Origin of the sequence: Prosthecobacter dejongeii (genome assembly GCF_014203045.1) — a bacterium.
Lineage (GTDB): Bacteria > Verrucomicrobiota > Verrucomicrobiia > Verrucomicrobiales > Verrucomicrobiaceae > Prosthecobacter > Prosthecobacter dejongeii.
Genome location: NZ_JACHIF010000012.1, coordinates 105125 through 129325 on the forward strand (window position 1 = coordinate 105125; position 24201 = coordinate 129325).

At 56.7% G+C, this 24201-nt stretch carries 24 protein-coding genes; 8 read left to right on the forward strand and 16 right to left on the reverse strand.

Going from position 1 to position 24201, the window contains the following annotated elements:
- Window positions 1-20: 20 nt before the first annotated feature.
- The gene (locus tag HNQ64_RS21945) at window positions 21-758 is read left to right on the forward strand and encodes an RNA polymerase sigma factor (protein ID WP_184212794.1); all 738 of its coding nucleotides are present in this window, start codon (window positions 21-23) and stop codon (window positions 756-758) included.
- Between the two features lie 6 nt (window positions 759-764).
- Here the strand turns inward: HNQ64_RS21945 and HNQ64_RS21950 are convergent, their stop codons facing one another.
- Entirely contained in the window at window positions 765-1904 is a 1140-nt protein-coding gene (locus tag HNQ64_RS21950; RefSeq protein ID WP_221305532.1) for a hypothetical protein, read from the reverse strand.
- Between the two features lie 35 nt (window positions 1905-1939).
- Window positions 1940-2341 (reverse strand): prepilin-type N-terminal cleavage/methylation domain-containing protein, encoded by a 402-nt coding sequence (locus HNQ64_RS21955; protein ID WP_184212796.1) that lies wholly within the window; start codon window positions 2339-2341, stop codon window positions 1940-1942.
- A gap of 218 nt (window positions 2342-2559) precedes the next feature.
- Here HNQ64_RS21955 and alaS point away from each other — a divergent pair, with 218 nt between their 5' ends.
- On the forward strand, window positions 2560-5322 hold the full coding sequence (gene alaS, locus HNQ64_RS21960; RefSeq protein WP_184212797.1) for an alanine--tRNA ligase: 2763 nt from the start codon (window positions 2560-2562) through the stop codon (window positions 5320-5322).
- 388 nt (window positions 5323-5710) lie between these two features.
- Here the strand turns inward: alaS and pelA are convergent, their stop codons facing one another.
- The 7 genes from pelA to HNQ64_RS21995 form a co-directional block, all read right to left on the reverse strand.
- The gene (gene pelA, locus HNQ64_RS21965) at window positions 5711-6634 is read right to left on the reverse strand and encodes a pectate lyase (RefSeq protein WP_221305533.1); all 924 of its coding nucleotides are present in this window, start codon (window positions 6632-6634) and stop codon (window positions 5711-5713) included.
- 239 nt (window positions 6635-6873) lie between these two features.
- Window positions 6874-8202, reverse strand: a complete 1329-nt coding sequence (locus HNQ64_RS21970) for a sialidase family protein (RefSeq protein WP_184212799.1) — start codon at window positions 8200-8202, stop codon at window positions 6874-6876.
- Between the two features lie 22 nt (window positions 8203-8224).
- The gene (locus HNQ64_RS21975) at window positions 8225-8674 is read right to left on the reverse strand and encodes a nuclear transport factor 2 family protein (protein ID WP_184212800.1); all 450 of its coding nucleotides are present in this window, start codon (window positions 8672-8674) and stop codon (window positions 8225-8227) included.
- A 12-nt stretch (window positions 8675-8686) separates the two neighbouring features.
- Entirely contained in the window at window positions 8687-10705 is a 2019-nt protein-coding gene (locus HNQ64_RS21980) for an SUMF1/EgtB/PvdO family nonheme iron enzyme (RefSeq protein WP_184212801.1), read from the reverse strand.
- A gap of 65 nt (window positions 10706-10770) precedes the next feature.
- Window positions 10771-11919 carry a sialidase family protein gene (locus HNQ64_RS21985; protein WP_184212802.1) on the reverse strand — a complete coding sequence of 383 codons (1149 nt, stop codon included), beginning with the start codon at window positions 11917-11919 and terminating at the stop codon, window positions 10771-10773.
- Between the two features lie 120 nt (window positions 11920-12039).
- Complete coding sequence (locus HNQ64_RS21990) at window positions 12040-13143, reverse strand: sialidase family protein (RefSeq protein WP_184212803.1); 1104 nt, start codon at window positions 13141-13143, stop codon at window positions 12040-12042.
- Window positions 13144-13242: 99 nt separating this feature from the next.
- On the reverse strand, window positions 13243-14157 hold the full coding sequence (locus HNQ64_RS21995) for a dihydrodipicolinate synthase family protein (RefSeq protein WP_184212804.1): 915 nt from the start codon (window positions 14155-14157) through the stop codon (window positions 13243-13245).
- Window positions 14158-14294: 137 nt separating this feature from the next.
- Between HNQ64_RS21995 and HNQ64_RS22000 the strand changes: the two genes are divergently transcribed.
- The 3 genes from HNQ64_RS22000 (at window position 14295) to HNQ64_RS22010 (ending at window position 17009) form a co-directional block, all read left to right on the forward strand.
- Complete coding sequence (locus tag HNQ64_RS22000; protein WP_184212805.1) at window positions 14295-15164, forward strand: helix-turn-helix transcriptional regulator; 870 nt, start codon at window positions 14295-14297, stop codon at window positions 15162-15164.
- A 72-nt stretch (window positions 15165-15236) separates the two neighbouring features.
- The gene (locus tag HNQ64_RS22005) at window positions 15237-16235 is read left to right on the forward strand and encodes a 2-hydroxyacid dehydrogenase (protein WP_221305534.1); all 999 of its coding nucleotides are present in this window, start codon (window positions 15237-15239) and stop codon (window positions 16233-16235) included.
- A 42-nt stretch (window positions 16236-16277) separates the two neighbouring features.
- Window positions 16278-17009, forward strand: a complete 732-nt coding sequence (locus HNQ64_RS22010; protein ID WP_184212806.1) for an SDR family oxidoreductase — start codon at window positions 16278-16280, stop codon at window positions 17007-17009.
- 30 nt (window positions 17010-17039) lie between these two features.
- Here the strand turns inward: HNQ64_RS22010 and HNQ64_RS22015 are convergent, their stop codons facing one another.
- Genes HNQ64_RS22015 through HNQ64_RS22025 form a run of 3 tightly spaced genes read right to left on the reverse strand, consistent with a single transcriptional unit; the run spans window position 17040 to window position 18910 of the window.
- Window positions 17040-17462: a type II toxin-antitoxin system VapC family toxin gene (locus HNQ64_RS22015; RefSeq protein WP_184212807.1), complete on the reverse strand. Its 423-nt coding sequence runs from the start codon at window positions 17460-17462 to the stop codon at window positions 17040-17042.
- Window positions 17463-17471: 9 nt separating this feature from the next.
- Entirely contained in the window at window positions 17472-17666 is a 195-nt protein-coding gene (locus HNQ64_RS22020; RefSeq protein WP_184212808.1) for a hypothetical protein, read from the reverse strand.
- Between the two features lie 44 nt (window positions 17667-17710).
- Window positions 17711-18910 (reverse strand): sialidase family protein, encoded by a 1200-nt coding sequence (locus HNQ64_RS22025; protein ID WP_184212809.1) that lies wholly within the window; start codon window positions 18908-18910, stop codon window positions 17711-17713.
- Between the two features lie 131 nt (window positions 18911-19041).
- On the opposite strand from HNQ64_RS22025, the gene HNQ64_RS22030 reads away from it, so the two are divergent.
- A complete protein-coding gene (locus HNQ64_RS22030) occupies window positions 19042-19836 on the forward strand; it encodes an alpha/beta hydrolase (RefSeq protein ID WP_184212810.1) in 795 nt (264 codons plus the stop codon).
- 1 nt (window position 19837) lies between these two features.
- Here the strand turns inward: HNQ64_RS22030 and HNQ64_RS22035 are convergent, their stop codons facing one another.
- From HNQ64_RS22035 to HNQ64_RS22050, 4 genes are all read right to left on the reverse strand, one after another.
- The gene (locus tag HNQ64_RS22035; protein ID WP_184212811.1) at window positions 19838-20209 is read right to left on the reverse strand and encodes a CoA-binding protein; all 372 of its coding nucleotides are present in this window, start codon (window positions 20207-20209) and stop codon (window positions 19838-19840) included.
- Window positions 20206-20562 carry a hypothetical protein gene (locus HNQ64_RS22040; RefSeq protein ID WP_184212812.1) on the reverse strand — a complete coding sequence of 119 codons (357 nt, stop codon included), beginning with the start codon at window positions 20560-20562 and terminating at the stop codon, window positions 20206-20208. Before HNQ64_RS22040 ends, HNQ64_RS22035 begins: the two co-directional genes overlap by 4 nt.
- A 438-nt stretch (window positions 20563-21000) precedes the next feature.
- The gene (locus HNQ64_RS22045) at window positions 21001-21408 is read right to left on the reverse strand and encodes a PIN domain-containing protein (protein WP_184212813.1); all 408 of its coding nucleotides are present in this window, start codon (window positions 21406-21408) and stop codon (window positions 21001-21003) included.
- Window positions 21405-21665 (reverse strand): hypothetical protein, encoded by a 261-nt coding sequence (locus HNQ64_RS22050; RefSeq protein ID WP_184212814.1) that lies wholly within the window; start codon window positions 21663-21665, stop codon window positions 21405-21407. The genes HNQ64_RS22045 and HNQ64_RS22050 overlap by 4 nt, the downstream gene beginning before the upstream one ends.
- A 136-nt stretch (window positions 21666-21801) precedes the next feature.
- On the opposite strand from HNQ64_RS22050, the gene HNQ64_RS22055 reads away from it, so the two are divergent.
- Together HNQ64_RS22055 and xylA are read left to right on the forward strand one after the other, a co-directional pair.
- The gene (locus tag HNQ64_RS22055; protein WP_184212815.1) at window positions 21802-22572 is read left to right on the forward strand and encodes an AraC family transcriptional regulator; all 771 of its coding nucleotides are present in this window, start codon (window positions 21802-21804) and stop codon (window positions 22570-22572) included.
- A 104-nt stretch (window positions 22573-22676) separates the two neighbouring features.
- Window positions 22677-23993 carry a xylose isomerase gene (xylA, locus tag HNQ64_RS22060; protein WP_184212868.1) on the forward strand — a complete coding sequence of 439 codons (1317 nt, stop codon included), beginning with the start codon at window positions 22677-22679 and terminating at the stop codon, window positions 23991-23993.
- Window positions 23994-24201: the final 208 nt, after the last annotated feature.

The window sequence follows — 24201 nt, forward strand, 5'->3', positions numbered from 1 at the left end:
CGCCAATTTAGTTCCCCCCAATGTCCATCTTTCCCGTCAACGATGGTTTTCCTGAGACCAGCCTCACTCTCGTGGGGAGGTTACGCAGTACTGATGACTCCCTGAGAGAAGAAGCTATACGCCTCGTCGCCAGGCGCTACTGGCTTCCCCTTTATGAATTTTCCCGTAGAACGGGGCTCAATGAGCATGCATCAGCCGATGCAGTGCAGGATTTTTTCCAACACATCCTCACCAATGCGGAGGGCTTCGCCACCTACGATGGTCAGCAGGGACGTCTGCGCACATGGATCATCACCATCTTCCGCCGCCGGGTTTCCAGCAGCCTCGCCCGCCAGCACACCCAGAGTCGAGGGGGCGGCATTGAGCACGTGCCGCTGGACTTCGTCTTGGCGGAATCCACCTACTTGGAGCATGCGGATCAGGACCAAGACGATCCCGAACGCGCTTTTGACCGCAGCTTTGCCCGCCAGCTCTGGCAACAGGTGCTGGATACCCTGCGCTGCTCATATTCCTACCGCCAGCGGCTCCAGGTTTATGAAACCCTACAACCGCTCATCCTGAGCGAAATCAAAAATCAGCCCCTCTCCTCGCTGGAGCTTACCCAAAAGGCAGGCCTTTCCAGCGTCACGGATTTTAAGGTCAGCCTGCACCGTCTGCGCAAAGAAGCTGCGCATGAGTTTCAGCGCCTCGTCCAGCAGACGGTGGAGGGAGATGAGTGGCAGGAAGAAGTGCGTTACCTGCTGCGGCTGGTGAGCTAGACCCGCCTAGGCCAATACGGGGGGCTTGGAATATCGGTAGTCCAGCCAGTCGCTCGGGCTGCCGGTTTGACCATCTTCGGCAGCGTGGACCAGATTCACCAGCTCACGGGCGGTGACGAAGTGGTAATGAAACCCCGGCGTGGAACGCGCCATCTCTGCCAGGCCCTGGTAAAACTGCTGCGCTGCTTTCCCCAAAAGAGCACGGTAATTCTTGGGGATGCCCGCGTGGGTATGCAGCTTGATGAAGACCCAGGGAGCACCGTTTTTCACCCGAGGGCAAAGCTCCAGCCACAAACGCGCACGGGCCGCCGTGGGGGGATTTGCCCCGGTGAGATCACCATTTTCCAGTCGAGGCAGCAGGCCCCATTTCCTGCGGCCCCAGTTCAGTCCTAGGGGGCCCTGGATGAGGAGCAGATGATCGTCTTTTTCCCGCAAAGGTGCTGTTTTACCCGCCTCCACGACTACCCCGGTGTTGTGCGATTTAGCGCAGCCATCTTCCCGGGCGTAATAGACAGAATTGATCGTCCTCGTTTGGCAGGGGTCCGGCGCACTGGGCATCGTCAGGTCGGCGTAACAGCCCGTGCGCTTCAGCACGCTGAGTTCATTGGAAACCCCACACCAGCGGCCATCGGGTCGGGAATTGTCCAGCGCCCAATTACCGTGGATGAAAGCGTAACGTGGACGGCCATCTGACCCGCGTGTGAGCAGGCCATGGCTGGCTAGGTCGCGCACGCCATCCAGCAGCAGCTTTGTCACGCTCGCCTCGGTGTCGTTGTCATGATGCAGGTGGATCTCCACCTCACTGCCCGTTTGGGCGCATAGGCTGGCCACAGGCGCGAGGAGGTCCGCATCGTATTGTTCCACCGGGAAAAAAAAGGTGTGCCGGGGACCGCGCCCCCCACTGTCTGGGTGAGATTTCACCAGCTCAGGCCAGGCGGCCTGCCAGTCCCCGATGGCCCGCAGAGCCCCCGCTTTATCGGTGTGATGCAGCGGCTCAAAATGATCGCACACGGCGATGCAGGCATGCAGGGGCTGCCCCGGTGAGATCCGGCCTGAGTGCCGTTCACGAGTGAGGTAAGACCAGAGCCATTGTTCAGCACCACGAAGCATGGCTGTGCTGATGCCGCCAGATGCCCCTTTCTGCAAGCCGTCGCAGGAAAAATCGAGGGCAGGCTACCGCCTCATTCTGACACCTGATGATAAACCAATTCACTCCCCTTCAAGTGCAGGTAACGGATTGCCCCTTGGATGTCGTGGCTCGTCATTGAGGGGAGCTGGTAAACGTGGCCTTTGAAGATCCCCGAGGATGGGCTGCAGCCATCGCGCAAATTTTCCACCGAGGCGGTCTTGTCCCCTGGCACGGCAAAGTCCGCATCCGCCGCACTGGCCACGGCTGCCAGACTGGCGATGTTTTGGGCATTGCGCTTGTCCTTTTCATTTTCAGCCCCTTCACGCACGCCGCCAAAGGCGATGATGACCATGCTGCTCATGATCCCCAGGATGGCGATGACCATCAGCATCTCCACCAAGCTGAAACCAGCCCGGCGCAGAGGTGTCGTGGAAGGATGGAAACCGATATTCACTCTGATAATTCTAATTAAACTCAGTAATTTTACAAGTTTTTTACGTCCCTAAGATTCAAAACCTGGATTTTTTCCCTTCCACTTGAGGATTTAGGGACTTTCCAGCCTCCTCATAGCCAGTCCTCCAGCGTTTTTATCCAGACCACCCTTCCCACGCCGCCCCCTTCTTTTCCGTGGTCAAGGCTCAATCCTCCGCCATAGTGCGCGCCCTTTCTGCCATGTCCGCCGTCCCTACCGCCGCCCAGATTCGCCAGACGTTCCTCGACTTTTTCAAGTCCAAGGATCACACCATCGTCCCCAGTGACAACGTGGGCTACACCAGCCGCGACGGCGCACGTATCTTTACTAATGCGGGCATGAACCAGTTCGTCCCCATCTTCCTGGGCGAGCGCAGTGCCGATGTGGACACCTGGCCAGGCGTGCTTTCCAAAGGCCTGCCCACCCGTGCTGCCGATACGCAGAAGTGCATCCGCGCCGGCGGTAAGCACAATGACCTCGAAGACGTGGGCCTGGATACCTACCACCACACTTTCTTTGAAATGCTGGGGAACTGGTCCTTTGGCGACTACTTCAAAAAAGAGGCCATCTCCTGGAGCTGGGAGCTCATCGTCGAGCGTTTCAAATTCCCGCCGAGCCGCGTCTTCGCCACCATCTACCAGCCTAACAAAGAGAAGGGTGATCCGGCGGATCGTGACCAGGAAAGCTGGGACCTGTGGGCTGAAAAATTCCGCTCCGTGGGTCTCGACCCTGAGATCCACATCGTCAACGGCAACAAGAAGGACAACTTCTGGATGATGGCCGATACCGGCCCCTGCGGCCCGTGCACGGAGATCCACATTGACCTCACCCCCGGGCCGATTGAGCTCAGCGAAGAACGCCAGCGTGCCGGGGCCAAGCTGGTCAATGGCAGCGACGCGAGCTGCATCGAAATCTGGAACAACGTTTTCATTCAGTACAACGCCAACCCGGACGGCACTTTCACCCCGCTGCCTGCGCAGCACGTGGATACCGGCATGGGCTTTGAGCGCCTGACCTCCATCATCCAGGGCACAAAAAACTTCACGGACTTTGAGACCGCGAAGATCAGCAACTACGACACGGATGTCTTCAAGCCGATCTTTGATGAACTGACCCGCCTGAGCGGCAAGCATTACCAGAGCACCCTGCCCCTGCCCAATGAACAGGGCCACGTCATCCCCGTGACGGAACAGGAGAAAGTGGACGTCGCCTTCCGTGTCATCGCCGATCATCTTCGCACGCTCAGCTTCTCCATTGCCGATGGCATCCAGCCCGGCAACAGCGACCGCAACTACACCCTCCGCCGCATCCTGCGCCGCGCCGTGAAGTATGGCCGCACCCTGGAATTCAAAGAGCCCTTCTTCTACAAACTCGTGGACGTGCTAGCCCTGCACATGGGCGATGTCTTCCCCGAACTGCGCGCACGCAAAGATCAGATCAAAGCGGTGCTGAAGGTGGAAGAAGAGGCGTTTAACCGGACGCTGGATCGCGGAATTGCCTTGTTCGAATCGGAGGCGTCTAAAGGATCTTCTATTACGGGTGACTTTGCTTTCCAACTTTACGACACCTTTGGTTTTCCCCTCGACCTCACGGAGCTTCTCGCTCGCGAGCGCGGCCTAACTGTTGATACAGAAGGCTTCGAGAAACTCATGACCGAACAGCGCGAGCGCGCCCGTTCTGCCATGAAAAAGAACGTCGTCTCCGTCAGCGAAATCGAAACGAAAGAGCCCACCAAGTTCATCGGTTATGACGAACTGGAGACCGAAGCCAAGGTGCTGGAAATCGTAGCAATGAAAGACAAAACGGCCATCATTCTTGATAGCAGTGTTTGTTATGCCGAGATGGGCGGCCAGATCGGCGACAGCGGTCAAATCATCTTGGGCGCTAATACTTACCCAGTTTCCAGTACGACCAAGGTGGGCAATACCTGGTTGCATTTCATCGAAGGTGAAGAAGCTCCTGCTGAAGGGGCTCTCGTGCGTCTAGCTGTGGATGGTCCGCGTCGTCACGCTATTGAGCGCCACCACACGGCCACGCATTTGCTCCACTGGGCCCTGCATGAAGTCGTGAACCAGGAGGCCACTCAAAAGGGCTCCAACGTCACAGCGGAAAAGCTGACCTTTGACTTTAACAATGCTGCCCTCACTGCGGGCCAGCTCGCGGATATCGAGAAGCTGGTGAATGAGCGCATCGTGGCGAATGACTCCGTTTCATGGAACGAGATTCCGTATGCGGAGGCCAAGAACAACACGGGCATCATGCAGCTCTTTGGTGAGAAGTATCCGGAGAACGTCCGCGTGGTGCAGATCGGCGGCAAGCCGCTGGCCCTGGATGGTTACAGCATGGAACTCTGCGGCGGTACCCACACCCGTCACACAGGCGAGATCGGCCTGTTCCGCCTGATTGGCGAAGGGGCAGTGGCTGCTGGCGTGCGCCGCATCGAAGCCATCGCCGGACTGGAAGCCTACCACGCTGCCCGTGCCGATGCCGACCTGCTGAAGCTGCTGGCGGGCAAGGTCAGCGCCCAAGGAGTGAGTGATCTGGAGAAGAAGATTGATAACCTTTTGGCCCAACAAAAAGAGCTGGAAAAAGCCCTCAAGGCCGCCCAGCAGCGCGAAGCTTCCGGCAAGGCGAAGGAACTCCTTGCGACGGCTGAAAACAACGTTCTCATCGCCAACCTCGGGGATGTTGATGGCGACTATGCCATGGCCGTGAACGATGCCCTCAAAGGCGTGTTTAATGGTGTCATCGTCCTGGCCTCCATCGGTGGCGGCAACGTGACCCTCATGGCCACCGTTTCCAAAGAGCATCAGGCCAAGGTGCAGGCCGGCAAGATCATCCAGACCATTGCCCCCATCGTCGGTGGCAAAGGTGGTGGCAAACCCGACTTCGCCCGTGGCGGCGGCAAGGACGTCTCGAAAGTGGACGCCGCCCTCGCCGAAGCCCGCAAGCTGGTGGGTTAAATCCCCCGCCCCGCCGCACGGAGCGCGAGTATGCTGAGCGTAGCGATGCTACTCGCCTCTTTTTGTGGTCTCGCTTCTCCAGCGGCCAAGGCCACTTCCTCATCCCCCACCTCACAGCCCTTTCCGGTCTTCAACACACTAGGAAAGTTAGGCGAGTAAAATACTCGCGCTCCCACAAGCCCTCGCTGCATGGAGCGCGAGTATGCTGAGCGCAGCGATGCTACTCGCCTCTTTATGTGGTCTTGGGTCTCAATCGGCCAAGGCCACTTCCTCATCCCACACCGCACAGCACTTTCCGGCCTTGAACACACTAAGAAAGTTAGGCGAGTAAAATACTCGCGCTCCCCCGCAGAGAAAAACTCAATGCGCTAAAACAGTCTAATCCTCTTCACTTGAAACCCTGTTTAGATTGCCACTTGGGGTAATCATCTTCCAATAAGGAGGCTGGCCAAGTGCCGTAATAGGCATAACCATTGCGGCGTTCGAACTCGATCTCCCCGATGCTGTAGTGAAAAACGGAGTCACGTCCCAGGAAGAGAGGGCGATGTGTTTTCAATTCATAAAAGCGCGCCCACAATGGGCTGGCTGTGGCATCCCCCACAACCCGACGGTCTTGTTTACCTTCGGCATTTTTAAAAGTTTCTAACCGGACTCCTTTAATAGCGGCGGCCTGAAGCCAACGGATGGCTGCTTCAATGGATGCGATTATTTCAGGCGTAGGTTTTTCGATTTCCATGAGGAAACGAACCACCCCGACACTTTCGCTACCAGAAAGGGAGGGCGGCTCATACTTTCGTGCCCAAGCTGGCTCCAGAGTCGCCTCATGGTGCTGGGCACACCAGACGGTAAGCTTGCCATTTTCTCGAATCTGAGTTTTCAGAATGCAACGGATCCCCTTTTCATTTGCCTGAGCGGCTTTTTCACGATGCAAATCATCCACGAAAGTAAAAGGAGGCCGACCGCTTGCAACGTCCCGCAGCAGCTCGAGGGCGCTAATCATGGCGTTGTCGTTGTAGGTGATATGGGAGTAATATCCGGAAGGGCGGAGAGGATAAAACTGCGGGAATCCCCCATTCTCGTACTGTGAGTCTAACAAATAATCTATTCCTTTGATGACTGCCTTCTGATACGACTCTCCACCCCCGGCTTCGGTTATCAAAGCCAGAAATCTTATGGGGGCAGTTGTCGAGCCGTTATCAATGGTATTGCCTTTTTCTTTTTGAATCTTGGCGAGTTCTTCTGCCGAAGAAGGAGGCTTCAGTAAATCGTGATTTTTTGGCCACGCACCTTCCGCAGATTGGTAGAGCAACACCGTTTGAGCCGCAGCACGAGCTTCGGCCCCAGCATACCAATCGGGTTTTTGTTTGAGCAGCTTGGTGCTCCATGAGTTCGTGGCATCGGCGGCATGGGTGCATTGTAGCAGGGCAAAAAGTGTAACTAAACACCCCGTGAAGCTTGAAATTTTCATTTTGGAAAGTGGCGCGTTGTTTAGATGAAACTGCCTTCATCCTAAAGGTGCAAATCGCTGTAACTTTCTTTAAATTCAGTCATTCAGTAAATGAGATCGCGAAATTTCCTCACCCGATGAAAGAGGATGAGATTGCCATTGTGGGCGGAGCGGGCTTTTTCATTGCCACTGCGACTGAGGATGCAGAGGTCCTCCCCATCCAGGCACATGCTGGCGTAGTGGCGGGATTCCTTGGGTGAAGCACCCGCGCAGACGAGGCCCGCAAAGCACCAGTCCACCATATTTTTGGAGAAGTGCAGCACCAAACGATGGCGTTCATTATCAGGCGTGCCCCAACGTTCGGTGGACATGCGATCTGGCCGTACCATGGAGTCCGTGGACTGGGAGCCGAGCATCCAGTAGAGCTTGGTCTTTTCATCCCACAAGATGTGGAAGCGCATCTGCGCACCAGGACAGGGCACGTAGAGCATGGTCTGGCCTGCGGGTGATTTCACCAGCGAGGTCGTCATGCTGCCGTCATCGTTTTCCTTCACCTGCGCAATCGCAGCATAGTTAGTTAATCCGGTGTGGGCACGCATCCAGAGATGGAAGGTCTTTCCCTGCGGATCATGCCAGATGTGATCTGGGTCTGTGAACTGGACAACATTCGTTTCCAACCAACCTAAGGGGGCGATGCTGCGGCCTTTAGGCGGCACAAGGAACGTGGCTTTTTTGCGATCCACCGGATGAAAGGGCAGGCCAAAGTAGTTGCTCTTCTCCGCGTCCCAGATGTCTTCAAAAACGAGCTCGCTGGCGAAGGTCCAGTTCTTGGGTTCGGTGAGGTCTGAATCCGCTTGGGCGCGCATGAGCACAGGGGCGAGATCTCCCACCTGCCAGGACTGGATGCCGCGCTTCGGGGCGTGTTTCTCCATGACGAGATAGACATTCCCCTTGGCGAAATGAACGTTGCAGGCGGACTGGTGCCAAATGCCGACATCATTTAAAAAGACGCGCGGACTCCATGTGACACCGTCATCATCAGACCGGATGATGCCCACCTTTTTGCTGCGCCCCAGGATGTAGAGAGATTTACCCGCGACAAAAGGGCGGGCAAAGCTCATGTCGAAATGGGCGCGTTGCGTCCAGGTCTTACCACGATCGTCACTGGTGAGGATGCGGGCCTCGTGCAGCGGCTTGCCCTCAGGACCGACGGGCTTACCCGTGGAGGAGACTTCATGTGTGGCGACCAGACGCCCTGATGACAAGCGGCAAATGCCAGGAGTATAACCATAAATGTTGCGGGGATCTGGCGATTCCCACAGCGTCACTTCATCCTGGGCGAGTGGCCGCACAGGCTGACCCACCGCCTGGGCCTGAAGGCAGACGGGGAGGCTGAGCAGGCCCAAGAGGAAAAGATAGCGCCCGTGCATCATGGTGGAGGCCCTCAGCGCAACATCACTTCGCCGGGCTAGCAGGAGGTAGCTTGCAAGACTGCCAAGCGAGGAACCGCCATTCGCCTTTCTCCAGCCGCCACACGCCTAAAAAGCTGAGCACGCTGTCCATCCTGCCTTTGTCCGTGATGGCCTGGATGCGGGCACGGCCAGTCATGAGGGCGATACCAGGGGCAGGAAAGGTGAACTTCCGCTCTTCATAGTCATAACCTGCGTATTTGGTGCGGCCCTCGGTGAGGATGTCCATGAAGCTCGCCTTGGTATCCACGACGCCATTGGAATGCGCATAATTGAGGTCATCCGAAAAGACGGAGGCCAGCTTTTCACGCTGTGGTGATTTCATGGCTGCCACGCGGGCGTCATCGGCAGCGGTGACAGCGGCGAGGGTGGCCTCATCCGCCAGGGAAAGAGAGACTATGAGACAGGAAAGGAGGACTAACCCAAAGGATTTCATGGTGGGGATGACTTATTGTGAGACGGTGGGCAGGGCCTTGAGCCAAGCGGTGTTAAAGACGTAGTGATTCTTGCTGCTCACAAGCTGGATGTTGCCATCCCGTGTCTGCGTGACGGCCAGGTAACCGCAAGGTTCAGCCAGGGTATCGCTCTGGGTGAACTCCACGCGGTCAATGGTGTTGACGCTTTGTTTCTTGCCACCTGCCGTCACCAGCCGCCGCACGGGCCAGGTCTGGCCTTCATCATAAGACAGGGCGGCGAAAAGACCGTAGCCTGTGAACTCACCCTCCGTGCTTTTGAAGGTGATGCCCTTGCGGTTCTTCCAGTCGCTCCATTGATCGGTAAAACTGCAGATGAGGATGGCCCCATCAGCCAGACGCATCATGGCGGCGCGCTGCACGGTGCTGATGGCAGGAAATTCAGAGGCGGCGTAGGTCCAGGTTTTTCCCAGATCGGCGGTGTAACTCACGGGGGTTCTGAACTGGAACTTAGCCTGATCTTCAGGCAAGTCGTTGCGACTGATGGCCATGATGCGGCCGTCTTTGAGCTGCACCATAGGCGCATGGATGCCGGGGTAACGGAAGCCCTGGCCGCCGGGGCGGAAGTCGCTGGCCTGCTTATTGACATCGTTGAAGGCCCATGTTTTCCCTGCATCTCGGCTGAAGACGAGACTGATCTGACGTGAGTCATGCCCTAACACCAAAGTACTATCGGCCAAACGTAGCACCTGATTGCCAAACTCACCTGGAAGCGAAATGATCTGCGCCTTGGACCAAGTGGCCCCGTTGTCCGTGGAAGTGCGCATGAGGTTTTCACGCAGGCCACGCACGAAGTTGTAGATCGTTTTGTCACCATCCCACCAGATCTTGGGCGCGTGGTCGTTCACATCCGGCCCATCCCAAAAGACGGAGGCAGGCTCCCACTCCTGGGCACCCCGGCGTAGGCGACTGGCCACGTTGCTAAGTTCAGCCCCGTCTTCATTGGCGCAGGAGTACCAAACAGCCAGGAGATCGCCATTCGGACATTCGGTGATGGAGGGGCTGTGATTGTGGCGGAAGAATAGCGGGCCAACTTCGCCGGGCTGGATTTTCACATACGGTTTAGGGCCGATGAATACGGCGCGATCCTCAGGGGTCGCCTGCATTTTGGCGAGACTCTGTGAGACAGCCTGGGCATTCAAAGGGGGCTCAGGGGCTGGACTGAATACCCCCACTGATGGCCCTGCCTGGACGATGCGAAAACCGATGCGGTCACTGCGTGACTCTGGTAACCAAGCCCCGCGATTGGCAGAGCGCAGCACTCGACTGAAGATGGAATGGTGGCCGCCACGAAAGACGCGGAAGTCGCCCGCTGCCGGACCGCGTGCATCCATCTGCGCGGCGACGGTGTAGGGAGCATGCCAGTCAGCACACCACTCGGCCACATTGCCGTGCATGTCATGCAGGCCCCAGGCATTCGCCGGGGTGAGGCCCACACGCAGGATCTCGTCCCGGGAGACCTGGGCGCGGTATTCGGCAGGCAGCGGTTTCCCGGCGAAATAGCGGTCGCGAAAAGCGACATCGGAGCCCCATTTTTGAAAACCCGCTGGCAGCGAATCTCCGGTGTGGAAAAGGGTGGTCGTTCCCGCCCGGCAGGCATATTCCCACTCTGCCTCGGTAGGCAGACGATAGGGCCGTTTTTCCTTGGCAGAAAGCCAGTCGCAAAAGGCCACCGCTTCTTCCCAGCTTACCTGCGTGACGGCATCCTCCGCATTCCCCTTCCCTTTCAAATGCTCGGGTTTGAACTGGCGATACTGACCTAACGTGACCTCCGTTTCCCCCATGAGAAATCCCTGGCTAAGGGTGACCTTGTGGGCGGGTTTTTCATCGGCATCTGCATCGTCGAATTTCTCCGGATGCTTCAGCATCTGATGATCAGTCGCAGGTCCGTCTTGGCCCATGAGGAAAGTGCCTGCCTCAACCACCACAAGGCGCATGCCCAGCGAATTCACGAAACTCTCAGCCGCAGACAGTGAGACTGAGAAGAAAGTCACTCCGAGGAAGACCCCAACCCACCTTGAATGAAAAGCCCAATCCTGCATATCTTCTAAAGGCTGGTTTAATGAGAGTGTGGCGGTGTCCAAAACGTCCCTTCGATCGCACGATCATCTTCTTGGGGACCATTGTAATAATACACCGTGAAAAGCTTACCATCAGGTCGAACCAGTGCGCGGGGATAACCCAAGTCGCCATCGAAGCCATCGTCCCGAATGACGATTTCGGGCAACCAAGTTTTGCCTTCATCTGAACTGATGCGTGCGCGAATGCCAGCCGGTTGGTGACGGTAGCCGTAGGTCACACACACACGGCCATCCGGCAGCAACACCGTGGCAGGAGGATTGCCCCCGATGTTACCCGTCACCGCACTCACATGCGTCCAGTTTTGACCCAGGTCATCACTGCGCCAAAGTTCAATGCTAGCCTTCGGCTTGCCCATGCGAATGGTCGTTAGCAGAGTTCCATCTTTGGTCCGCACGGTGCTGGGCATGATCGCAAACCCACCGGGCTGAGGTTCTTCGCCGATGTAAGAAACAAACTTCCACGTTAGGCCGCCATCCGTGGTGCGAGCGCAGAAGACACGGCCTTCCTTACCATCGTTCTTTTTGCCGCAGCTCCCAAACATCAAGCAATCGCGAGGTCCTAAAACAATGAGATCCGTGCGAGTGCAGATGCCTTGGACACCCTCCACTTCAAAAGCATAAGGCCCATGCCAAGTCTTGCAGCGGTCCGCACTGGTGTAAAACCAAGAGGGCCCTGCATGCAGCCCACCGAAACAAAACTTGATGGCTGAATCCGGCGACGTGAAGTTCAGGGGTTCAGTCAATGGCGTCGGTTTCGCTTCTTTTTGACGATCTGCAAAAGGCACATTCTCCTCGGTCTTCCAAGTCTTGCCTCCATCCATGCTTCGGGCCTGGATTTCATAAGAAGGTTTCGTGCGGTCAATCCGGTGGTCTGTGGTGGTGGATTTATACCAAGTGGATGTGAATCCGACGACCATTTCATCTCCCCACTGCCACAGTCCATGATTAGCAGGCCAGCCGCCATAGCGACCTGGTTCTTTGTAGATGATCACATTCTCACGGGTAGCCGGGCTCAGAGCAGGTGCCTTTGATGTGGGTAAAACGGGCTTCAGAATTTCGAGTTTCGTATCGGCGAGAGTTATCGAGGCGATCGCCATCCAGGAGGCACTGAGAAGATATTTAATCATGAGTTGAAAGGGGGAAAGACCGTGAAGTACTTCATTGTTAGAAAGGGTTCGTGACGACGGAAACCCATCGGCACGCACGATGGTGAGCTTGCCGAGGCGAATTGAGCGATGTTGACACTTTTACTGCGGCCACTGGCCGTCCACGAGATCGCGGAGGACCAGCTTCGAAGGATCAATAACGGCGTGCTTCACCTTTTGACGTTTCCAGGTGTAGGTGACATGGACCAGACCGTCCTGCGTCTGAATGATGGAGGGGTAGCTGTATTCGCCGGGGTCGCTTTCCAGCACCAGGCCTGCCTGCCAGGTGCGCCCGTCCTTGGAACCGGAAATGTTCAGCGGGGTGCGCTTGCCACCCCATTTGCCGGGGGTGCCGCCGATGTGGTTGTAGATGATGAGGTGGGTGCCATCTTTCAGAGTCACGGCATCGGTGCCAGAGTTGTTGTTAGGCAGGGTGCCCAGACGCATCTCACTCCACGTTTTTCCATGGTCATCAGAAGTGACTTCAAAGACCTTGTCCTGACGGGAACGACCCAGGGCCATAAGCTTATCTCCCCCTAGAAAAAGAATGCTCGGCTGAATGGCCTGAATGGCCACGCCATCGTTCACTGGGCCGATGAGTTCCCATGTTTTTCCCAGATCACGGGTACGTTCAAAATGCACCGTCCACTTGCTGGGTTTTTCATGCGTTTCATTGCTGGTGGGGCAGAGGATGCTGCCATCAGGAAGCTGCACCGGCTTGTTCTTGATGGGGCCCAGGATGCCTTCGGGCAAGCGATGTGGCTGGTCCCACGTCTGGCCACCATCGGCAGAGGTGGTGAGCATGCCCCACCAGTTTTCAGGTGTGGGGCCGGCTTTATAAAAGAGCATCAGCGGTCCTTCCTTGGGCTGAAACAAAACGGGGTTCCAGGTGGGGTGGCGGACCACGGTGCCATCGGCCTTCGTGTATTGCACACCATTGGCCACCTCCACACTCGTCGTCCACTTGCCCTCGACAAGGCGGGACACCCAGATGCCAACGTCCGGATTCTTTTCATGGGTGCCGCCAAACCAGGCTGAAACTAGGCCCGTGGGGGTTTCCACAATCGTGGTGGCGTGGATCTGCGGATACGGCCCGGTGTCGTAGATGAACTCGGACTTAAGCAGGGCAGGCTGGTCGGCAGCAGAGAGGGACAACCACGGAAGACACAGCACACACGGAAGGAGGAGGAAGGATTTACGGAGCATGATTGGTTAGGGGATTTCGATGAACGTTTTGTTTCGGTCAAGTTGAGTAGATAAGCTCCAGGAGCAGACCTCGGGGCGTCCCGTGGTTTTACATGCCGGTCAGTGAATCAAGCCGAGGGCACTGAGTCTTTCACGGATCATCTCTCGTTCGGGTTCGCGAAAGCGCTGGAAGGGCTCCGCCATCTGGTCATCGCAGATACCCAGGAGAGAAAGACCACACTTGATGCCTTTGATGATGGCGCTCTTGTGACGACCTACGGTGTAGATGCTACCTGCCAGGCGCATGACCTCAGCATGGAGCTGGCGGGTGAGTGGAAGATCCTGCGCAGCGGCTGCTTCGTACATTTTCACATAGAGGCTGGGGTGCAAATTGGCCCCCCCATTGATGCCGCCATGCCCTCCCAGCAGCACGGCTTCAGCAGTGAGTTCTTCGGGACCGACGAGGATGCTCCACTCAGGCCGCTGACGGGCCACCTCGATAAGGCGGTGGAAGTAGATCATGTCGCAAGAGCTATCCTTCACCCCGCAGATGCCAGGCATGTCCAAGGCGCGACGGACGAGTTCGATGTCAAAGCTCACTTTGGTTAGGCCAGGCATGTTATAAAGAAACATGGGCAGCGGCATTTCAGCCACGAGGTCTTCGATGTACTGCTGGAGCTCTGGCGGCGCAGCGGGGAAATAATAGGGTGGTGCTGTGACCACGGCGCTCACGCCTTTTTCAGCGGAGTAACGGGCGAGGTTCACACTTTCGACAAAGGCCGTATCTGTGATGCCTACCAACACGGGGACGCGCCCTTTAACCAACTGGCAGGTGCGCTCGATCAACTCACGGCGCAGGCGATAGCTCAGACTGGGAGCCTCACCCGTGGTACCCAGGATGAAGAGGCCATGCACCCCGCCGGTGATGAGGTGCTCCACCAAACGTTCGAGACCGGCAATATCGAGGGTATCGCGACCAGACAAAGGAGTGACCAGGGGCGGGATGATACCGCGGAGAGGTTGGGGCAAGGACATGAGGGTTGTCTCACAGACTGGCGCAAAGGCCGCCTAAGAAGCAAGATTTTGCATGTGCCCATCTTTGGCAACCAAATGACGATTCTTGACTCTAGCCGCAAGAAGTCGTGAACTTCGGGCTTTGGTTTCCCTCTCCCATGTCCGCCACTGAACAAGCCGACTACTTTTCCACCCAGGTGATGCGCACCCGGCGCTTTTACCTGCCAGACTGGAAGGAAAGGCAGAAAGAACGCGGCGCTTTGTGCCTCACAGGAGGAGGTTGCGAATGGTGCGCCCCAGACTTTGTGGTGGATCGCCAGACCTTTCCATTTCTTGCTTTCGAGTTCGTTTCCCGAGGTCGAGGTCATGTTACCCTAGCAAACCGCATGCAGGAGCTAGGCACAGGCCATGCGTACTTTTTTGATCCTAACACCCCGCACGTTATCCGGTCGGATGCGGAAGATCCCCTGGTGAAATACTTCTTTAACTTCACCGGTCCACGGGCCGTGATATTGACGGAAGAACTGGGGCTCCATGCGGGGGCACTCATCCGGGTGCTGGATGCAAGCCGCGTCATCAGCCTGCTGGAGGAAGTCATCGACCACGCTCTGCGCGGGGGCCGACTCGGTCTGCGAGCTGCTAGCGCTGCCCTGGAACACGCACTCGTGCTGTGTGCAGACAGCCGCCAACCTGCGACGACGAAACTGGACCCCGCTTACGCCACCTACCTGCGCTGTCATGGCCACATTTTGAGGAACTACCCGGTGCTAGCGAACATCGAGGAAGCGGCCCGCCATTGTCATGTCTCCGCCGCGTATCTGACCCGTCTTTTTAAACGCTACAACGAAGAAACACCCCTGGCCTGCCTGACCCGACTGAAGATGTCTCAAGCAGCCATCAAGCTACGCCAGCCCGATGCCCAGGTGAAGGCAGTGGCCAGTGAACTGGGCTACAAAAGCGCTGCCCATTTTTCTCGGGCCTTCAAGGCCTGGAGTGGTCACCCACCCACTTCGCAGCCCGGCCGTTGAGAACAACAAGAGGGCAGCTTTTGCCGCATTCGGCGTGGTGTTTTACCTTTCGCTAAACGATGCTTCTAGACCATGATCAAAGTCGCCTTTTACGATACCAAATCTTACGACCATGAGGCCATCCTAGAGGCTGAAGGAGCTGCTGCCTTGCAGTGGACCTTTCATGACTACCGCCTCACCGCAGAGACGGCCTCCACCGCAGCAGGTGCAGATGCGGTGTGTGTCTTTGTGAATGACAAACTGGACCGTGCCTGCTTGGAAAAACTGGCGGCCACAGGGGTGAAGCTGGTGGCGCTGAGGTGCGCCGGATTTAACCAGGTGGATCTCTCTGCCGCCCGGGAAATGGGCATCGCCGTCACTCGTGTCCCGGCCTACTCTCCCCATGCCGTAGCGGAGCACGCCGTAGCTCTTTTGATGACACTGAATCGTAAGATCCACCGCGCCTACAACCGGGTGCGAGAGCATAATTTCTCGCTCGCTGGACTCGTTGGTTTTGATCTTTACGGAAAGACGGCGGGCATCGTGGGGACAGGCAAGATCGGGCGTTGCACAGCGGAGATCTTTCGCGGTTTTGGCATGCAGGTGGTGGCGCATGATCCCTTTCCCCAGGAGGCCTGGGCTACTGAACACAAAATACGTTATGCCTCACTGGGAGAGGTGCTGCAAGTGAGTGATGTGCTGTCCCTGCACCTGCCGCTGGTAGCGAGCACGCATCATTTATTGAATCAAGAAACACTAGCGCAAATGAAACCGGGAGCCTGCCTGATCAACACCAGTCGTGGCAAGCTGGTGGACAGTGCCGCGCTGATCGAAGCTCTGAAGTCTGGCCGCCTCGGCGGTGTAGCACTGGATGTGTATGAAGAGGAGGAAGGCATCTTTTTTGAAGACCACTCGGGCGCTGTTCTCCAGGACGATACCCTGGCCCTGCTGCTTTCACTTCCCAATGTGCTGGTCACTTCCCACCAGGCCTTTCTCACTCGCGAGGCGCTGAACGAAATCGCGCACGTGACAGTGACCAATCTAGGCATGGTGAATCAGGGCGTCTTTTTGCCGGAAACGTTGCTGACCTGAAGGTAGGCTTGGCAAAAGCCCATCACTGGGCAAGGTCCAGGCATGAATCTCAACGGACAAATTTGCGTCATCACCGGGGCTGCACGTGGCATCGGACTTGCCACCACCCAGGCCCTCATCGCCCATGGGGCTAAAGTGGCCCTGGTGGACCTTGACTTTGCGGCACTGACCCAGGCGCTGAATGGCCTGCCTGAAAGCCAAGCCCTGGCCATCACAGCCGACATCAGTCGGGGGGATGACGTGGCCCGCATCGTCACAGAAACGGTGGCCCGCTGGGGCAGCCCCACCGTGTGGATCAACAACGCTGGTCTAGCCCGCCATCGCTGGATCCCCGACTACACGGAAGGTGAGATTGACGTGATGCTGGACGTGAATCTAAAGGGCACGATTATGGGTTCTCAAGCCGCCTTACGTGCGATGATGCCCCAACGCAGCGGTCACATCGTCAACGTCATCTCCACCGCCAGCCTGCGCGGCATCCCCAGCGAGACGGTCTATTGCGCCGCCAAGTGGGGTGTGCGTGGTTTTACTCAGGGGCTGGCTGAAGAGGCCGCTGCCCACCGCATCCGCGTCACCGCCATCCTCCCCGGCGGGGTGGACACCGCCTTCTGGGACGATGCCTCCCAACGCGAAGCCCCCAAGCAACTCTTCCTCAAACCTGAGCACATCGCCGATGGCATCCTGCGCTGCCTGGAAATGGAAGATTTCTGCGTACCCCGCGAGCTGGTACTGCGCTCCCTGGATGATAGCGACTTTTCGGTGAAGCCGGAGTGAACCGGTTTGATGATGACGGCCTTTGCAAACCTACTCATCCAACCAATTTTCGAACCGCAGGCCTGGGACTTGAGCAAAGTCTCCCGTATTGCGAGTGAGCAAAACAGCATCATGGACGATGGCGATACTCGCGATCTTCAGATCCATTGTGCCAATTCTGATCCGTTGAGCTTTCATCCTCAAATAGACTTCAGCACTTTCAGCATCCCAGGGAAGAACAATCCAAGAAGCAAACAAATCGATACGATTGTTCAATTCCGAATACGCAGCAATCTGCTCGTGAGGATCCTGGAGACGATTGATCACTGCCATCCAGCCGCGCAATTGTTCTTCTACATTCACAATTGTCGTCGCAGTTTCTTGATTGGCTGCAAATAACCTGTTCCGCAAACGATCCCCTAGATCACCTGAATAACCAAGAGCAGTAATATGATTGGTATCGAGCACCAGCATTGGGCCAGATCAGTTATCCCGCATGGAACGACGATAATCTTCACCCAGCTTATCAGCTTCGCGAGAAACCGGGTTATCCTGAAATTTACCCACCGTGCGCTTCCAATCTTTTTTCTGAGGATTCAAGCGTAACAACTGCACAGTAAGTTGGGCAACTTGCTGTTCAAGTTGCTCCATCCGGTTTTCAAGTGCTTCCACCGTCATTTAATATAAATAATCTCAAATCTGGAATCTCTCAACTGCGAGATTCACCCCACCTTCCACTTCGCCATGCGCAGCACCGCGTGCTTCGGCTCCTGCATCTTTTCATACCACACGCTGAGGAAGCTGCCATCGGCCAGTTCCACAGTGCTGGGATAGCCTAAGTCACCTCCGATGCCATCGCCTGAGATGACCATGGCTTCACCCCAAGTCTGGCCGTTATCGCGACTTAAACGAGCTTGGTTGCCGAAGGGCTCGCGGCGGTGGCCGTAGGTCATCAGAAGGCCGCCATCGCGCAGGCGCAGGAGGTGGGAAGGCAGGCCCCAAACACCGATTGAGTGAGGCTCGCTCCAGGTCTGGCCGCCATCCTTGGACTCCGTCTGCAGCGTCTCCCCTTTGTTCGTGGCACTGTGATTTCGAATCTGCACGATGAGGGTGCCATCAGCCGCCTCCACGCCATGCAGTTCATGGTAGTCCTGCACGGCGGAGTCGCCTTTCCGGGTGGGTATTTCCGCCAGCCACTGCCAGGTGAGACCATCATCCTTGGATTCCGCCACACCGATCTTCTTCTCTCCCGTCCACAGTTGTTTGCCAGGGTAGAGCAGGCGGCCATCTTTGAGCTGGATGGGTCCGTGTGGGCTATTGACGACCGTGGGGATGGGTGCAGACCAGGAGATGCCGCCATCGGTAGAACGCAGCGCCCATTCACCCAATGCGGCTTTGCGTTGCTCGGGTGTCAGGAAATCCTGCGTGGCCTTCCACATGGCGTATTCACCCTCCGGCATCTTAGTGGTGCTCCAGCCTTTAGGGCCTAGCTCAGCAAACTTGCTCTGTTTTTCCAGGTAAGGCTCATAGGCCAGAGAGGTGAAGGTGGTGGCAATCAAGGAACCTTTGGCCGTCTCCAGGACTCCCGCATCGCGATCATCCATGGGCCCATCATGCAACACGCGGGCGCGGGTCCAGGAGGCACCCTCGTCGCGAGAACTCATAGCCACCACTTGGCCAAAAGGGCAGACATGCTCCTCTCGCCCACCGGAGCAGACCACCCAGAGCTCTCCGTTCTGACGACGAACGACCGTCGGCCAACCATGGTAAAACTGCGGCTGCCGGGTGATAACCTTGGTTTCCAAAACGGTGACACTCGGAGCGGCTGCGCTTGCCCCCCAGGGCGCTGCGGCGAGCACGGCACCAGCCTGGAGGGATTGAGATAGAAAGGACCGACGGCTGGTGGTGGGCAATGACTTCATAAGTAGCTGGGTGAGTGATGTCCTTCAATGTACGTCCCCATGAAGGTTTCTTTTGCCTGGTCTCTTTTTGGAACCACACGTTGCCCGGCATTGCCGGACTGTTGGCCATGTGTTTAATGCCCATCACCCGCATGCCATTTCGTACCCTTGAGATCTCTTTTCCAGAGTTTGCCCCGAAGGGCATCTCTTTCGTCACGGTCAAATCAGCCGCGCTGAAGCGCCGGGTAGATCTCAGCCTTTATGTGCCGCCATCCGCCCCCCAGGGACCGCTACCGCTCGTCACCCTGCTGCATGGGGTCTATGGCAGTCACTGGGCCTGGCTTTTCAAAGGTGGGGCACATCGTGTGCTAGATCGCCTCATGGCGGAAGAAGAACTGCCGCCCATGATGCTAGCGATGCCCTCCGATGGCCTCTGGGGGGACGGCAGCGCCTATGCGCGCCATGCCGAGGCAGACTACCATCGCTGGATCATCGAGGAGGTGCCTGCTGCTGCCACTCTCGTGGATCCGCGGGTCGCGCACGCTTCGCATTTCATCGCCGGTCTATCCATGGGCGGCTACGGCGCGCTTCGCCTCGGAGCGCTGCACCCCGAGAAATTCGCTGCCATCAGCGCCCACAGCAGTTGCACGGACATTGCTCACATGCAGGGGTTCGTTGAAGAAACCACCGAGCAGTTTCAGCTCACAGAAGAAGCCCCCATGCCCGTCATCGAGTGTCTCAAACAAAATGCTTCTCGCCTGCCTCCGCTGCGCTTTGACTGCGGCCAAGAAGACCTCTTAATTGAGCACAATCGCACGCTGCATCATCAGTTAGGCGAGGCCAACATCGCACACGTGTATGAAGAATTCCCGGGTGGCCATACCTGGGAGTATTGGAACGAGCACTTGGCGGACAGCCTGCGCTTTTTTGGAAAAACTCTCGGTTAGGTTAATACTGACCTGTCGCCAGCAGCACCAGCGTGCAGGCTTCCTCAGGTCGAATGCCTGCGGCCTGGAGCTTGTCTTGTAGATCGGGATTTTCGGAACCCGGATTGAAGATGACGCGCTTCGGCTTGAGCGCCACGAGCTTATCCGCTAAGCCCGCTGAGATGGCCGGTCCGACATACATGGTCACGGTATCCACCGCGCCCGTCACCGCGCCCATATCTCCCAGCACAGGACGACCTTCGATTTCTTTAAGTCGAGGATGCACCAGCACCACCTCATGACCGTGCTGCAGCAGGGCCGTCATGGCCTTGTGCGCATAGCGGTCAGGTTTATCACTGGCACCGAGGATCACCACACGTTCAGGAGTACTCATAAGATTTTAGAATCGTCTTCGTCGAGGTGGAACAGGTGCAGCGCACGGTGCGCTGCTGGGGCCAGCACAATGCCCATCACCGAGATAAACACTAGCCCACTGAATAGAGCATACGCACTGGCAAAGATCTTAGCGGCATCGCTCTTCAGTTCTCCCATGGGCCCCATGCCGCCGAGGATCATGGAGGCATTCAATAAACTGTCCACCCAGCTCATGTCGGCGATGTAACGGTAACCCAGGATACCGATCATCAAAGCCGTCCCAGCCAACACCTGCGCCATGAGGAAGAACCAAAACATCCGCCAAGCAAAGACATGACGGGGAGCGAGGGGCGATTCACGCGATTCAAACATCAAGCAAAATGCAGCGATGTCGGAACTTTAGCCAGCCGCCTTTTTTGAGTGAACATTTTAAGGCGGAAGTCATCTGACATCTGTCTTGAATGCAGACCTGGCCCTGTCTATGCTTAGTCTGTCTTCAATTCGGAAGCCTGCGTGCTTTCTTGCTCTTTGAAATGCCTTTCCCTGGGGGAAAAGACGGCCTCTTTTCTTCCATCACTTTCCTGCAGTGTTCGTCATCGGGCTGTTAGTGACCCGGCCCGTTTTTATGACACCGGGAGTCGCGTGACCTGGGATGTCTTGTCATGCCTTCACTGGAAGACAGCGCCCTTGTTCATGGATTCCCACCTCGTCGCCCTTGGGATACGAGGTCCTCAGACCGGACGGCACAACGTGGGACTCAAAGCGCTCTGGCTTTTGTCCAGGGCGCTTTCTTTTTAACACTGAGTAGCCTCAATCAAAGGGATTCAGCACTGTTACCCCACAGCGAGCAAAGTCATTGATATTGCGAGTAGCCACGGTCAGGCCATGGAGCTTTGCAGAAGCAGCAATCATCGTATCTTTGATCCCAACCGTGAAACCGCTACGGCGGATGTCCTGATGCAGTCCTGCCCAGACTATTGCTGTTTCATCGGACCATGGCAAGCAGGTCACAGAACCACGCAGCCGCTCAAACCATTGCTCAAGATCACGCTTTTTACGCCCTTCAGGCAATGCAGCGATGCCATCGCAAATCTCTGCTAATACCACGGCATCAATCACGATCTCTGCGTCATGTTCCTCCAACCAATGGCAAGCCTTTTCCGAAGCTCGTAACTTTGTGGGTTCGCAAATGAGATTAGCATCCGCTAGATAGGTCATTCCTCAAAGAGCTTCGAAGGTTCTAGGGAAGTGCGTTCCGAGCGATCCGGCTCCACCCACCAGTCCTTAACGGGACAACTACGTAGAACATCAATCAACCGAGGTTTTGGCCTGGAAGCTTGGGGCATGACAATCACATGATATTCACCCTGCCCAACACGCTCGATGCTAAAAGGCTGCCCCCCCTTCAAGGCATCCGTTTTACGAAATTGCTCAGGGATCTCAATCAGCCCGTTGGCGGAAAGTACCGTGGTCATGCAGTAAACTACCGTTTCATCGTTTCATCACAAGATGAAACTCAATGCAGATAGAGACTGTGAGGGCTCTTTCGCTTTCCCTTTTCAGGAAAAGGTCATTAACAGGATTACTCATTTATGCTAAACAGGCCACGCTATGGCCACCAGCTCTCAGATTCTCACCTCTTTTCTCACTGTAGCAGGCGGCGGCAGCCATTTCGGCCAGTTGTTCGATGAATTGCCGGGTGTGTCCTTCTTTGCTAAAAACCGTGATTTCCAGTTCGTGGCGGCCAATCGGCGTTTCTGGCGACGCTTTGGTTTCCAGTCCGAAGAAGAGTTGATCGGCAAAACGGATTTTGACATCTTCCCCCTTCAGCTCGCCCGCAACTACCGGGCGGATGATGAAGCCATTCTCGCCAGCGGTGAAGCCCGCAGACGCATCGTGGAGCCTTTCTTCAATCAACAGGGGCTGCCAGATTGGTTTTTCACCAACAAACTGCCCATGCGTTGCGCCCAGGGAAGCATCATCGGCATCATGGGCATCATTGAAAACTATGCGGCTGCGCATGCTGTAAAAACGCCCTACTTCCAGCTCGACCGGGCCGTGAACCACATCCGCGAGCACTTCCGCGAATCCATTGCTATCACTGACTTAGCCGCGCTGGCAGGGCTTTCGGTTCGGCAGTTCAATCGCCTCTTCCAACAGGTCTTCCAAAGCAGCCCTCGGGATTTCCTCATCAAGACCCGCATCCAGGCTGCCTGCCAGGAGCTGCGCCGGAGTGACCGCGATATCCGCGAGATCGCCCAGCATGCGGGCTTTTGTGATCAAAGCGCGCTGACCCTGCACTTCCGGCATCACATGGGAAGCACCCCCTCCCGCTACCGTAAGGATCACCGCCAACGCGGTTCCCAGACAGCAGACGACTGACTTTCGGCTACACAGGCCGTACTTTATGTGGTTTTGGCCACGAAGTGGCACGCGCCCTCGCTTTGCAGTTGTCGCCACAGCACCATGCACCAGCATCGCCGCCCATGAACCACGGCGAATTTTTCCCGAACATCCCCCGCATTGCCTTCGAAGGCCCGAAGTCCCGCAACCCGCTTGCCTTCAAGCATTACGACGCAGCAGAACTCGTGGGCGGTAAGTCCATGAAGGAGCATCTGCGTTTTGCCTGTGCCTACTGGCACACCATGCGCAACGGCCTTTCAGATCCCTTTGGTGGGGCCACCGCCCAGCGCCCCTGGGATGATGGCACGGACTCCGTCGCCAATGCTCAAAAGCGCGTCTGGGCCATGTTCGAATTCATGCAGAAGACCGGCATTGAGTACTACTGCTTTCATGATCGCGACGTCGCGCCTGAGTTGAATGATCTGGCCAAATCCAATGCCGCCTTCGATGCCGTGGCTGATGAACTGGAAAAGGCGCAGAAGCAGACCGGCTGCAAGCTGCTCTGGGGCACTGCCTGCCTGTTCTCCCACCCACGATACAATCAGGGCGCGGGCACTTCCCCTTACGCGGATGTCTTTGCTTATGGCGCAGCCCAAATCAAAAAAGCGATTGATGTCACGCACCGCCTGGGCGGTGAAGGTTACACCTTCTGGGGCGGGCGAGAAGGTTACGCCACACTGTGGAATACGAACATGAAGCGCGAGCTGGATCACCTGGCCCGTCTCCTGCACATGGCGGTGGATTACAAAAAGAAGATCGGTTTCAAAGGCGCCTTCTACATCGAGCCAAAACCACGTGAGCCTTCCACCCACCAGTATGACTCCGACGCCGCTGCCTGCCTGAATTTCCTGCGTGAGTATGGTTTGTTAGGCGAGCTTTCTCTGAACCTGGAGACCAACCATGCCACCCTGGCTGGGCACAGCATGATGCATGAGATGCGCGTGGCCCGTGAGGCTGGCGCACTCGGCTCTGTGGATGCCAACACGGGCGATGAACTCATCGGTTGGGATACCGACCAGTTCCCTACGGACATTTACCTCACCACCCAGATCATGATCGAGGTGCTGAAAATGGGCGGCTTCACCACGGGCGGCCTGAACTTCGACGCGAAAACTCGCCGTGAATCCTTTGAGCCGGAAGATCTCTTCCACGCCCACATCGGTGGCATGGATGCCTTCGCCCGTGGCCTGAAAATCGCCCATGCCATCATCACAGATGGGCGCATGGATGACTTCGTGAAAACTCGCTACGAGAGTTATGATTCCGGCATTGGAGCCCGTATCGAGGCAGGCACCGCTACCCTGGAAGAACTGGAAGCCTACACGCTGGGCAAAGGTGAGCCCACCACACGCAGTGGCCGCCAAGAGATGTTGGAAAACCTGATCAACGACTTCATTTAAGTCTGCCGCCACTCAGTGCCGATGCCGTCTTGGGGACAAGACGGGAAAAGATCCAAAGATGGATTTTCCCGCCCCAAGACGGCATTGCTTTGCCCCCATGACGAGGCAGACAGATGAAGTGCAAAGGGACAATCCATGACGGATTAGTTCCAACACCCATTTCAGTTGGCCCTTTCTTTTCGAAAGGTTTTTTGTTAGGCGAGCATGT